The 12,626-nt window shown below is 74.6% G+C and carries 9 protein-coding genes; 4 read left to right on the forward strand and 5 right to left on the reverse strand.

Annotated elements, in window-relative coordinates:
• Positions 1-166: 166 nt before the first annotated feature.
• The 4 genes from ACFVGO_RS22550 to ACFVGO_RS22565 all read right to left on the reverse strand — a co-directional run bounded on the left by ACFVGO_RS22550 (position 167) and on the right by ACFVGO_RS22565 (position 5,777).
• Positions 167-2,188, reverse strand: a complete 2,022-nt coding sequence (locus ACFVGO_RS22550) for an amino acid transporter (protein WP_380633610.1) — start codon at positions 2,186-2,188, stop codon at positions 167-169.
• A gap of 270 nt (positions 2,189-2,458) precedes the next feature.
• Positions 2,459-4,147, reverse strand: a complete 1,689-nt coding sequence (locus tag ACFVGO_RS22555; RefSeq protein WP_380633612.1) for a multicopper oxidase family protein — start codon at positions 4,145-4,147, stop codon at positions 2,459-2,461.
• Between the two features lie 148 nt (positions 4,148-4,295).
• The gene (locus tag ACFVGO_RS22560; RefSeq protein WP_380633614.1) at positions 4,296-4,754 is read right to left on the reverse strand and encodes a hypothetical protein; all 459 of its coding nucleotides are present in this window, start codon (positions 4,752-4,754) and stop codon (positions 4,296-4,298) included.
• A 114-nt stretch (positions 4,755-4,868) separates the two neighbouring features.
• Positions 4,869-5,777 carry a LysR family transcriptional regulator gene (locus ACFVGO_RS22565; RefSeq protein WP_380633616.1) on the reverse strand — a complete coding sequence of 303 codons (909 nt, stop codon included), beginning with the start codon at positions 5,775-5,777 and terminating at the stop codon, positions 4,869-4,871.
• Positions 5,778-5,921: 144 nt separating this feature from the next.
• Between ACFVGO_RS22565 and ACFVGO_RS22570 the strand changes: the two genes are divergently transcribed.
• From ACFVGO_RS22570 to ACFVGO_RS22585, 4 genes are all read left to right on the forward strand, one after another.
• On the forward strand, positions 5,922-6,986 hold the full coding sequence (locus tag ACFVGO_RS22570) for a YncE family protein (RefSeq protein ID WP_380633618.1): 1,065 nt from the start codon (positions 5,922-5,924) through the stop codon (positions 6,984-6,986).
• A 162-nt stretch (positions 6,987-7,148) separates the two neighbouring features.
• Positions 7,149-8,108: an aldo/keto reductase gene (locus ACFVGO_RS22575; protein WP_380633620.1), complete on the forward strand. Its 960-nt coding sequence runs from the start codon at positions 7,149-7,151 to the stop codon at positions 8,106-8,108.
• 245 nt (positions 8,109-8,353) lie between these two features.
• Entirely contained in the window at positions 8,354-8,662 is a 309-nt protein-coding gene (locus tag ACFVGO_RS22580; RefSeq protein ID WP_359905522.1) for a hypothetical protein, read from the forward strand.
• A 101-nt stretch (positions 8,663-8,763) separates the two neighbouring features.
• The gene (locus ACFVGO_RS22585; RefSeq protein WP_380633623.1) at positions 8,764-9,702 is read left to right on the forward strand and encodes an aegerolysin family protein; all 939 of its coding nucleotides are present in this window, start codon (positions 8,764-8,766) and stop codon (positions 9,700-9,702) included.
• Positions 9,703-9,848: 146 nt separating this feature from the next.
• On the opposite strand, the gene ACFVGO_RS22590 is transcribed toward ACFVGO_RS22585, so the two are convergent.
• On the reverse strand, positions 9,849-12,536 hold the full coding sequence (locus ACFVGO_RS22590; RefSeq protein ID WP_380633625.1) for a LuxR C-terminal-related transcriptional regulator: 2,688 nt from the start codon (positions 12,534-12,536) through the stop codon (positions 9,849-9,851).
• Positions 12,537-12,626: the final 90 nt, after the last annotated feature.

Genomic DNA, 12,626 nt, shown 5'->3' on the forward strand with positions numbered 1-12,626 from the left:
TCACCCCCCCACCAACCCCCCCCCCATCCCCCCCCGGGCGGGGCCGCCGGTCCGTCGTTCACGCCGTTCCCGTCCGACACCGTTCCCGTCCGACACGCCGACGGCCCGCCCGCTCACTCGGAGCGGACGGGCCGTCGGCGCGTCGGACGGGGCGGACGGGCCCCGGTCAGCCGACGTGCACGCGCGGGCGGCGCGAGCGGTCCGGTTCGGCCTCGCGCAGCACCTCGCGGGTGACCGGCGCGACCTCGCCCTGCCCGAACAGGAAGAACCGCAGGAACTGGGCGAAGGGGCTGCCCTCGGTCCACTCGAAGTAGAGGTGCGGCTGCTGCCCGGTGCGGTCCCGGATGTTCAGCGCCAGCGCGGCGAGCGCGTTCGGGATGCTGGAGCTCTCCAGGGTGAGCACCCGGTAGCGGCCGTGCAGCACCTCTCCGCGCACGGTGAGCTCGGCCTCGAAGTCGGAGGCGTCGCGGACGGTCACCTCGACGAAGACCAGGTCGTCCTCGCCGGGGATGTCGTTGTCGGCGCGGATCTGGCGGATCTTGTCGCGGTACTCGGCGACGTCGCGGTGGCTCGGCTCGTTGGCGATCAGTCGCAGCGGGCGGTGCGCGTAGTCCCTGATGAAACGTTCCGCCACATCGTCCATGGCCACATTGGTGACACGCAGCTCGAAGGCGCGGCGCAGCCGGGAGAGCAGCGAGACCAGGATGATCCCGGCGATGAAGCAGGCACCGATCTTCAGACCGTCCGGCCGCTCCAGCACGTTCAGCACGGTGGTGTAGAGGAAGATCGCCGAGATGACCGCGAACGCGACGGTCCAGCCGCGCTCGCGCTTGCGGTAGGCGGCGATGGTCACCGCGATGGCGGCGGAGCTGATCAGCACCAGCACGCCGGTCGCGTACGCGCCGCCCTGGGCGTCCACGTTCGCGTCGAAGATCCAGGTGACCAGGAAGCCGATCAGGGTCAGCACGATCACCATCGGCCGCACCGCGCGCGCCCAGTGCGGGGCCATGCCGTAGCGCGGCAGGTAGCGGGGCAGCAGGTTGAGCATGCCCGCCATGGCGGAGGCGCCGGCGAACCAGAGGATCGCGATGGTGGAGAGGTCGTAGACGCTGCCGAAGGCGCCGCCCAGGTACTCGTGCGCCAGGAACGCCAGGGCACGGCCGTTGGCGTCGCCGCCGGGCTTGAACTGGTCGGCCGGGATGAGCAGCGTGGTGATGAAGCTGGTGGCGATCAGGAAGCAGCTCATGATCACGGCGGAGGTGGTCAGCAGCTTGCGGGTGCCGCGGATCCGGCCCGCCGGGTCGGCCTCGGTGTCGGTCGGGTCACCCTTGATGTGCGGCATCACGGCGACACCGGTCTCGAAGCCGGACAGGCCGAGCGCCAGCTTCGGGAAGGTCACCAGGGCCACGCCGACCATGACGATCGGGTTGCCGTGCTGGAGGGTCAGCGCGTGCGACCAGTCGGTGACCACATGCGGCGCCTCGATGATCTTCCAGAGGCCGACGGCCACCACGACCACGTTCAGCACCAGGTAGGTCCCGACCAGGAACACCGCCAGGCCGATCGCCTCGCTGAAGCCCTTGAGGAAGACCGCGCCGAGCAGCGCCACCAGGACCAGCGTGATCACCACCTGCTTGCCGCCGAGGAAGCCGGTCAGGTGCGGGTTCTCCACCAGGTGCGCGCTCGCGTCGGCGGCGGACAGGGTGATGGTGATCAGGAAGTCCGTGGCCGCGAAGCCGAGCAGCGCGAGGACGAACAGCTTGCCCTTCCAGAACGACAGCAGCCGCTCCAGCATCGCGATCGAACCCTCGCCGTGCGGGCTCTCCTTGGCCACCCGCCGGTAGACCGGCAGCGCGCCCAGCAGGGTGACCACCACCAGCACGATGGTGGCGATCGGCGACAGCACGCCCGCGGCGAGGGCCGCGATGCCCGGCTGGTAGCCGAGCGTCGAGAAGTAGTCCAGGCCGGTCAGGCACATCACCCGCCACCAGCGCTGGCCGGCCTGCGCACCGTGCCCGGCGGAGTCCCCCGCCGCCGGGCCCTCGGGCGACGCCTCCGGGCCGCCCTCCGCCGCGGTCGGCTGCGCGGGCTTCTCCGCGGTCACGTCCTCCAGCAGCCAGCTGCGGAGGCGTATTCGCGCCGACGGCGCGTCCGTCTCCGCCGTCCCCGTCGTACCCGACGAAACCACCTTGCACCTCTTGTTTAAAGACCCCGTAAAACGCCGTCGGGCGACGGCCGTGCGAAACGCTATGCGACGGCCGTTAAGGATCCGTCATCGGGCCGCGTTAAGAAAACGTCATTACGGCGCAGGTCGGCGCGGGTGGCCGGGGTGGCACGGGGTGGCACGGTGCGACCGGACGGGTGCCGGGGAGGAAATGACCCCGAACCGTTCCGCCGGTTCGGGGTCATTTCGGGGGTCAAGTCCGGCGTCCCCTTCCTCGGGGGGGGGAGCCCCGGGTCAGGCCCGGTAGCCGAGGACGGTCATCATGCCCGTCTCCGCGTGGTAGACGTTGTGGCAGTGCACCATCCACAGCCCCGGGTTGTCCGCGTCGAAGTCGACGGCCAGGGTCGCGCCCGGCAGCACGACCGCGGTGTCCTTGCGCGGACCGTCGCCGGGCAGCGCGAAGCTGTGGCCGTGCAGGTGGACGGGGTGCCACATGGTGGTGCTGTTGCGGAACTCCAGCCGCACCCGCTCGCCCGCCGCCACCGGGTGGCGCTGCGCCGGGTCGTACCTGCGGCCGTTGAACGCCCAGTCGGCCTTCGCCATCCCCCCGGTGAGCTCCAGCTTCACCGTGCGGTCCGGCGCCCTGGCGGGCAGCCGCACGCCCGGGGCCGCCCTGAGCTGCCCGGCGGTGACCAGCCGGCCGTCCAGCTCGGCCGGGCGGACGGCGGCCCCGGGGGCGGCACCGCCGCCGGTGCGCAGCACGGCCAGGGCGGTGGCGTTCTTGCCCTCGGCCAGCGCGGTCAGCGGGAAGACGCCGTCCCCGGCGGTGACCAGCACGTCGTAGCGCTCGCCCATGCCGAGCAGCAGCGCCTGGGTGGTGGCCGGTTCGACCGGGAAGCCGTCGGTGTGGGTGACGGTCAGCTCGTGGCCGCCGAGGGCGACCCGGTAGGCGGTGTCGCCGCCCGCGTTGATCAGGCGGATCCGGATCCGGTCGCCGGGTTTGGCGGCGAAGGTCTCGGGCGCGGTCGCGAGCCTTCCGTTGACCAGGTGGAACGGGTACGCGACATCGCCGGCGTCACCGCCCAGCAGCGGGCTCCGGGCGCCCATCAGCATCCGGCCGGGGGCCGCACCGCTCGGGGCGCCTCCCGTCCCGGGTGTCCCGGGCGTCCCCGGCGTCCCCGGCATGTCGCGGCCCGGCATCCCCGACATTCCCGGCATACCCGTCATGTCGTGTCCGGAGCCGCCCGGGTGGTCCGTCCCTCCCATGCCCTTGGCGAGTTCGGCGAGGACGGCGTCCGGGGTGCTGCCGTCGACGCCGTCCACCCAGTCGTCCAGGACGACGACCCACTCCTTGTCGTAGGCCAGCGGCTCCCTGGGGTCCTCGACGATCAGCGGCGCGTACAGGCCGCGGTCCTGCTGGACGCCGGAGTGCGGGTGGAACCAGTACGTGCCCGGGTGGGAGAGCGCGAAGCGGTACTCGAACGAGCCGCCGGGCCTGATGTCGGCCTGGGTCACACCCGGCACGCCGTCCATGTCGTTGCGCAGCGCGAGGCCGTGCCAGTGCAGCGAGGTGGACTGCGGCAGGTGGTTGGCCAGGGTGACGGCGAGGGTGTCGCCGAGGGTGGCGCGCACCTCCTGGCCGGGCAGCCGGTCACCGTACGCCCAGCTGCGGACGGTGCGGCCGCCGAGGTCGAGGGTGGCCTCGGTGGCGGTGAGCGCGATCCTGCGCTCCGGGCCGGGGTTGCGCGCGGCCTCGGCCGCGGCGACCTCGGGGCCGTTCGGGGCGAGGTAGCCGGCCGGGGTGGCGGACGGGCCGGCCGAGCCGCTCGGGCCGGTCGCTCCGGTCGCTCCGGTGGTGGAGCCGTGGTTCATGGACGCGTGGTCCATGCCCTGCATGGAGTCGGAGGAGCAGGCGGCGAGCAGGCCGGTCCCGGCGGCGGCGAGCGCGGCGCCGAGGACGGTACGACGGGTGGGTGTGCGCATGGCGGAGTGCACCTCGTGCGGTGGGTGGGTGTGTACAGGGCGTCGCGTCGGCCGTTCCGTGCGCGGGCGCTGCGGGGCGCGAGCGGGCACATGGAGGTGCGCGCGGGCGCTCCCGAGCGGGCGCGGGCACGGGACGGCGGGCGCGCGCCTACTGACGCAGCACCGAAAGCCGGGTGAGGAGGATCCGCCCGCCCCCGGGCGGGGGCAGCGCGCGGAGGGCCCGCAGCAGCCGGGCCCGTACCTCGGCGGCGGCATCGCCGCTGCGGCGCAGCAGCGGGCCGGTGAGGAGCAGCACCAGGGTCCAGCCGGCCAGGACGGCGAGGCAGACCGCCATCGGGTCCATGCCGCCGGGGGCGGCGGGGTCGAGGGTGCCGACGGCGGAGGCGGCGGCGTGGACGGGTTCGGCGGCCGGGCTGTGGTGGACGGCGCCCGACTGGTGCATCGCGGAGGCGTGCATCCCCGGGCCGTCGTGCCCGACGGACCCGCCGTGCCCGCCGCCCGGATGGCCGAGCGTGTGCATGGTCACGACGCCGAGCAGCAGCGCGGCGAGCAGCAGCAGGCGCAGGGCCCACGGCACCGGCGGACCGAACGGCCGCAACCGCGCCATCCTCCGCCTCCCGTCCCCGACGCCCGCCAGATGTACCCCCGCAGGGTATCCCGACCTTACGCCGTCGGCCGGGCCAGGCCGCGCCGGACCGGGCCGCGACGCCCGCCCTCCTGTTCACTCCGTGGCGTGCGGGCCCGCACCCAGCACCGCCGCCGCCACGTGCTCGCGGAACCAGCGGTGGCCCGGATCGGCCGCGTTGCGCGGGTGCCAGGCCATCCCCAGCTCCAGCGGGGCGAGTTCGAGCGGGATCGGGAAGGTGCGCAGGCCCAGTGCGGCGATGGTGTCCGACAGCCAGTCCGCCGGGACGAGGGTGATCAGGTCGCTGTCCCGGGCCAGCAGCATCGCACCGGTGTGGCTCGGCACGACGACCGCCACCCTGCGCTTCAGCCCGAGCGCGGCCAGCGCGGTGTCGATCGGGCCGAGGCGCTTGCCGCGCCGGGAGACGCCGATGTGGTCGGCGGCGGCGAAGCGACGGGCGGTGATCCGGCGGGCGTCGAACAGCGGGTGGCCGCCGCGGGCGAGACCGACCAGCGGGACGCTCATCAGCCGACGGGTGCGGACCTCGGGGTCCAGGTGGCCGAGCACGCCGAGCTCGACGTCCACCAGGCCCTGCCGCAGCGCCGGGCCGCCCTCCAGGGTCTCCGGCAGGAACACCACGTCCACCCGCGGCGCCTCGGCCCGCATCCGCTCGGCGAGCGCGCCGGCCGTCCGCACCAGCATCAGCTCACCGGCCTGCACCGTGAAGGTGCGGTCGAGGTGCACGGGGTCGAACCCGGCGCCGGGGCGCAGCACGCTGTCGCAGCCGCGCAGCAACGCGCCCACCTCCTCCCGCAGTTCGAGCGCCCGCGGGGTCGGGACGAGTCCCTGCCCGGCGCGCACCAGCAGCGGGTCCTCGACGGCGCGGCGGAGCCGGGCCAGCATCCGGCTGACCGCCGCCGGCGAGGTGCCGAGCCGCTCGGCCGCACGGGTCACGCTGTTCTCCTGGAGCAGGGCGTCCAGGGCCCGCAGCAGGTTGAGGTCCATCGATCACACGCTCCTGAGCTGTGTCTTTGCGTTTCGCGCAACTATCCGATGCCGATCCTTGCATTGTTCCCACCGGCACCGGGCCCCGAAGGTGGAGGTGACAGGTGATCACCTGTCACTCCTCGACCGCCCCTCGGAGCCCTCGTGTCCCAGCCCTCCCGCACCGCCCGCGCCTCCCGTGCCGCCCGCGCCGGCGACGTCCTCGCCGTCGTCAGCCAGAGCGGCCCGACCGTCTCGTTCTTCGACGCCGCCACCGACCGGCACCTCGACACCCTCCAAGTCCTCGCCGAGCCGCACGAGTTGTGCTTCGACCCGACCCAGCGGCTGCTCTGGTGCAGCAGCGCGTACCACTCGGGCTACTACCACGCCAACAGCGGCCGCCGCACCGAGCTGACCGTCATCGACGCCGACACCCGCCGGATCGTCGAGGTGATCGACCTCGCCCCCGAGCACGGCCCGCACGGGCTGGCACTGGACACCGCCCGGGGCCGCCTCTACGTCAGCGTGGAGGGCGGCGAGGACCGCCCCGGCGGCGTCGTGGTCATCGACACCGCGACCCGTCGCCCGCTCGGCCGGATCGACACCGACGCCCCCGGCCCGCACTGGTTCGCCGTCTCCCCGGACGGTCGGACCGGCTTCGCCACCAACAAGGAGGCGCCCTTCGTCTCGGTGGTGGACCTCGAACGGGGCACGCTGACCGCCAAGGTGGAGGTTCCCGGCAGCGAGGGCCTGGCCGTCTCCCCCGACGGCACCCGGGTCTACGCCGCCGGCCCGTACTTCTCAACCTCCGCCGCCCCCGCCACGACGCCGGGCATCCGCGTCATCGACGTCCCGACCGCGACCGTCACGGACGTCCTCCCGACGGACTTCCCGGCCCTGCCGGTCCACCTCACCTCGACCGGCCTGCTCCTGGCCGGCGAAGTCCGGTCGGCCCCCGCCCCCGGCTCCGCCCTGGGGCGCCAACTCCCGGGCCGCCTCACCGTGTTCGCCGCCGACGACCACCGCCGCCTCGGCTCCGTCGAGGTGGGCCTCTTCCCCCTCACCATCACCTCCTCCCCGGACGGCGGCCTCGCCTACGTCGCCGGCGTCGTCTCCTCCACCGTCGACGTCATCGACCTGGCCACTCTCACCCCCGTCTCCCGCCTGACCGTCCCCAAGCTCGCCGACCCGGGCGCCCACGGCCTGGCCTACCTCCCCCGCGCCGAGTGAGCCTCCGAGCGGCCGGGAGGTGACCGCCGGGATGCGGCCGCCGGGCAGCCGCCGTCCGGTCGAGGTGGACCGGCGGCCGCCCGGCGGCCGCGCCGCGTCATGATTCCGGTGACCGGTTCACCACCGGCGACCCCTTGGACGACACCCCTGGAGGGAAGACCGATGCGCTTTCGCAGCCTCGGACCTGACGGACGGTCCGCCAGTGCGCTCTGTCTCGGCACGATGACCTTCGGCACGACCGTCGACGAACGGACCGCGACGGCGATCCTCGACCGGTTCACCGAAGCCGGCGGAACGTTCATCGACACCTCGAACAACTACGCCTTCTGGGCGCCCGGCGCGAACGGCTACGAGAGCGAGGAACTGCTCGGCCGCTGGCTGGCCCGGCGCGGCAACCGCGACGACCTGGTGCTCGCCACCAAGGCCGGCGCCCGCCCGGTGCCCGGGCTGCCCTTCCCCGAACACGTCGAGGGCCTGTCCGCCCGCGCGCTGCGCGAGGCCGCGGAGGGCAGCCTGCGCCGCCTCGGCACCGACCGGCTGGACCTGTACTACGCGCACGTGACCGACCCGGCGACGCCGCTCGAAGAGACCATGGGCGCCTTCGCCGGGCTGGTCGCCGACGGCAAGGTCGCCGCCCTGGGCTGCAGCAACCACCGCGCCGCCGACCTGGCCGCCGCCAACGACCTCGCCGCCGAACGGGGTTGGCCCGGCTACCGGTGCGTCCAGCAGCGCCACAGCTATCTGCGGCCGCGCCCCGGCGCGGACTTCGGCATCCAGCGGCACGCCGACGAGGCCCTGCTCTCCCACCTCGCGGCCCGGCCGGCGCTGACGCTGCTCGCCTACTCCCCGCTGCTCGGCGGCTCGTACTGCCGCCCCGACCGGCCACTGCCCGAGCAGTACGGGTGGCCGGCGGCGCGGGCGCAGCTGGCCGCGCTGGCGGAGGTGGCCGAGGAGACCGGCGCCACCGTCAACCAGGTGGTGCTCGCCTGGCTGATCGGCCACCCCGTGCCGACCGTGCCGGTGCTCGGCGTCGGCTCCGTCGCCCAACTGGACGAGAGCCTGGCCGCGTTGGACCTCGTTCTCGACGAGGAGCAGCGCCGGCGGCTGGACACCGCGGCCTGACCCTCCGCCCCGCCGTCGGGGCCTGTCGTGCGGGACAGGCCCCGGCCCGCGCCGACCGACCCGCGCCCCGTCCGCACCCGTGGGCGTGGCGCGCTCCGTGCCAAGTTCGCGGTTTTCCACGATGCCCGAGCGTGGCGGTCGCGTGCCAGTCTGTGACCACCACCGCACCCCACGGCCGGGCCGGGGCGGGACCGATCCGCCACGGGTGACCGGCCGTTCACGTGGAACACCAGGAGGGACTTGTCATGAACAGGCGAATTCGCGCGGCTTCGCTCTGCGCCGCTCTCGCCGCCGCGGTTCTCGTCGGCGGCACCGCCCAGGCCTACGCCGCCGCGGCCTCCCCCGCCCCGGCGCACGCCGCCGCGACGCCCGCCGTCCAGGAAGGCGCCTCGACGCAGGCGATCGAGATCTGGCGCTACGCCGGCCGGTACGACTCCTTCGTCGCGGCGCAGGCGGCCTACTGGGTGCTCTACGGCCTCGGAAGCGCCATCAAGGACAAGATCGAGCAGGTCGTGGTCGACGGCGCGTACCGGTGGGACCTCTACATCCAGTGAGTCCCCCGGCGCCGGCATCGAGCCGTGACGCCCTCCGGATGGAAACAAGGCGAGCGTGAGACACGTCCGCTCGCCCGGCCTCGAAGAGAGTTGGTAGACCCATGCAGCGTACGACGTCCATCACCGGTCTGGGCCGCACGGCCGCCGGCGCCCTCACCGCCCTGCTGATGGCGGCCGGAGCGGTCGCCCTCGCCCCGTCCGCCCAGGCCGCGGCCGGACAGACCGGGCCGCAGGCGTCCGCGGCGCAGCGCCCGGCCGCCGAGAGCGAGTCGGCGAGCGTGCCGCGGATCACCGCGGACCGTTCAACGAAGGTCACCCTCTCCAACAACAGCGGGTCCGGCCTGACCAAGACGTGGGAGAAGCTCGACCACGGCTGCTGGACGAACGACATGCTGCCGTCCGACTACGTCCCCAACACCAAGTCGGCCAGCTGGCAGAGCGAGTCCTGCGGCTTCGCGACCGGGACCGAGGGGAACATCACCTACACGCTCGCCGACGGCGGCGAGGTCAAGCTGCACTGGAACAACCCCTACTGGGGCAGCAACGACTACAGCTGCTCCGTCCCGTACGGGTACACCTGCTCCCGGAGCGGTGGCAGCGGGGACAACACCTCGGTGACGTTCAGCATCGGGCGCGCGTCCCTGGCCGCCTCGTCCCCGGCCGCCGCGGAGTCGCCCAGCCTCCTCTCCGCCGCCCGGAGCACGTCCGTCAACCTGACCAACAACTCCGGCAAGCTGCTCACCCGCTCCGGTGCGAGCCTGCAGTGGGGGATCTGGTCGGACGGCGGGATGCCCCCGTCCATGGTCCAGTCCGGCATCACCGCGAAGTGGGCGAGCGAGTCGGACGGCTTCATGACCGGCACGGAGGGCGACGTCACCTTCGACGTGCTCGGGGAGCAGAACAAGGTGAAGGTGCACTGGAACAACCCCTACACCGGCAGCAACAGCTACAGCTGCGAGGCCCCGGCCGGGTACAAGTGCACCTGGCAGGGGGGCGGCGGTGACAACGCCGCGGTCTCCTTCACCCTGTCGAAGTCCTGATCGCGCCGCATGAACCGGCGCCGCCCCCGTCCGGGCCGGGTGCATCCGCACCCCGGGCGGGGGCGGCGCGCTCCCCGGCCCGCCGCGGGTCCGGGCCCGGCCCCCGGCCCCGGCCCCGGTCGCTCGTTCGCTCGTTCGCTCGTTCGCTACCGCTCCAACACCGCCACCAGCTGGGTGCGCCGGGCGATCCGCAGCTTCCGGTAGGCGTTGGTGAGGTGCGTCTCCACGGTGCGGCGGGTGAGGCAGAGCGCGGAGGAGATCTGGGCGTTGGTGTGCCCCGCCGCCGCCAGTTCGGCCACGCGCCGTTCGGCGGGGGTCAGGGCGTGTCCGCCGTCCCTGTTCCGCACCCCGCCCTCGCGCAACGCCTCCTGCGTCAGGCCGAGGAGACGGCCGACGGCGGCCGGCCCCCCGGCCTCCGGAACGGGTGCGGCCAGCCGCCGGGCCACGGCGTGCGCCTCGCGCAGCGTGTCGCGCCCCTTGCGGCCGTTGCCCGCTTCGAGGTGGGCCCGGCCGAGATCGACCAGCACCTCCACGAGTTCCACGGGAGCGGAACCCGGCCTGAGCAGTTCGGCGCCCTCGGTCAGCGAACACAGGGCCAGCCTGCCGCCCACGGTCGCGGCGTACGCCCGCAGCGCCCGGCCGACGGTGCGCGCGGTGCCCCAGGTCCGGGCGTGGCGCAGCTCCTCCTCGGCGAGTTCGCGCGCCTCCTCCCGCCGCCCGAGCCGCACCAGGGCGAGCGCCGCCCCGGAACGCCACGGCGTGGCGACCGGACTGACGAAGTCACGGGCGCTCTGGCCGGCTCCGCAGCGCAGGTAGTCGTCGAGGGCGGCCTGCCAGTCGCCGTCCGCCGCGTGCAGCAGGGCGCGGGTGTAGCCGAGTTCGTTCCACTCCCAGGACTTGTCGCTGCCGGACGGGCCGGCGAGGGCCACGGCGTCCCACGCCCCGGCGCGCCGGCCCGTCTCGCACAGGGCCGTCGCCACCATGGCCGCCAGATGCGGCAGTCGCACGCCCTGCCCCGCGGTCGCCGCCACCAGGGCGGCGTTCTCCGCGATGACGCGGTCGAACTCCCCCGCCCAGAGCGCCGCCTCGGCCCGGACGCTGAGCAGACACTGCAGACCCACGTCCGTCAGGTCCGGGGGGACGGGCGGGACGGGCAGGCACAGGCCGGTCAGCTCACGCGCCTCGTCCAGGCGGTCCGCCCACTGCAGCAGGGTGGCCGCGCTGCCGAGCCAGGCGGTCCGCAGCCGCGGGTCCACCGGCACCGCCAGGCGCGGCCGGACCCGGGCGAGCACCTCGGCCGCCGAGCGGAGGCCGGCCCCGGCTTCGTACTCGGTGATCAGTCCGCACACCAGCGGCTCGATGGCCGGGGGCACCGTCGGGGCCAGCGCGCGCAGGCCCGCGACGGCGCCGCGCCAGGCGTCGCCGTCGTGGGAGGAGACGAGCGCGCCGAGGGCCTGCAGCACCTGGACGAGCTCGTCGTCGTCGGCGGCACGGCTCACCTGGTGAAGGACCCGCAGCGCGGTGTCGGGATCCCGGCCCGCGACGAGGGCGGCGCTCAGGGCGGTCGCCGCGGTCGCCCGTTCCCGCAGATCGGTGTGCAGTTCCAGCCCGGTGTGGAGCCTGCGGATGCCGGCGGTCGCGTTGTTCGGAAGCTCCAGGGCGCCGAGGCGCAGGCAGAGGGCGGCACGCCGGTCGGGATCGAGCGGGCCGCTCAGCGCGTGGCGCAGATACGCGGCGGACTCCGCGACCTGGCCGACGCGCATGGCCTCCTCGGCGGCGTCGGCCAGCGAACGGGCCATCCACACCTCGCTGGGCCGGTCCACCCGCAGGAGCCGGGAGGCCACGGCCGTCGCCGGCGCACCGCTCTCGTCGAGCAGTTCCGCCATGCGCGTGTGCAGCTCGGCGACCTCCTCCGGTTCGGCGGCGGCGAGCACGGCCTCCCTCGCGAGGGGATGGCTCAGCAGCCTGCTCAGGCGGCGCACCGACCGCTCGCCCGGGGGACGCCGGGGCGTGCAGAGGCCGGAGAGCCGGCGGAGGAGGCCGGGGCCGGCCGGCATCCCCTCCTCGACCGCGACGACGAGGGCGAGGCAGGCGTGGCGCAGGCAGGGGTCCGCCCTCCGCAGCCAGTCGGCGATCGTGTCGCGGTAGCGGCTGTGCGACCGGGCGGACGACGGGCGAGGGAGCGGCCCGTCACCGAGGTCGGCGACCAGCGCCCGCACCAGGGCCGGGTTGCCGGCACCCGCCTCGACGCAGGTCGCGGCGGCCTTCTGGTCGAGGCCCGCGGCTCGGGCGATGCGGATGACCGCCGACACGCTGAGCGGGTGCAGGGCGACCGACGCCCCCGTGGCGGGCGGGAAGGCGGCCGGACCGGACCGGTCGGCGCACTCGGTGGCCACCAGCAGCACGGGGATGTCGGCGATGCGGCGGGCGAGGTAGCCGATCCAGCGGCGGGACGGCTCGTCGGCGTGGTGGAGGTCGTCCACCGCGAGCAGCGCCGGCCGCTCGGCGGCCGACCGGGCCAGGCGCGTCACCAGCCGGTGGAACAGCCGCTGTTCGTCCGGTCCGCCCGGCGCCGAGAAGGGAACGGCCTCGTCGTCCGCGAAGAGCTGCCGGACCAGCCCGAACGGGAACGCCGTCTCCTCCGGTACGCCGCGCGCCCGTCCGACGCGCATGGCGTCGCCGCCGGCCTGCTGCCGGACGATCGCCTCCAACGCGGCGGTCCGCCCCCGGCCGGCCACCGGCGCCGAGAGCAGGACCGAGCGCCCGCTGCCCGTCCGTACGGCCGCCGCCGCTGTCGCAGCCATGCCAAGAACCTCGTCGCGCTCCAGGAGCATCCGATCCCGTCCCTTCGTCCTGTCCACCCTCGGCGCCGGCCCGGGCCCGCCTCCCCCGCCCGGACGTCGCCGCCCGCAGCCACCGGATCC

The organism is Kitasatospora sp. NPDC057738, from assembly GCF_042798815.1.
Lineage (GTDB): Bacteria > Actinomycetota > Actinomycetes > Streptomycetales > Streptomycetaceae > Kitasatospora > Kitasatospora lactacystinica.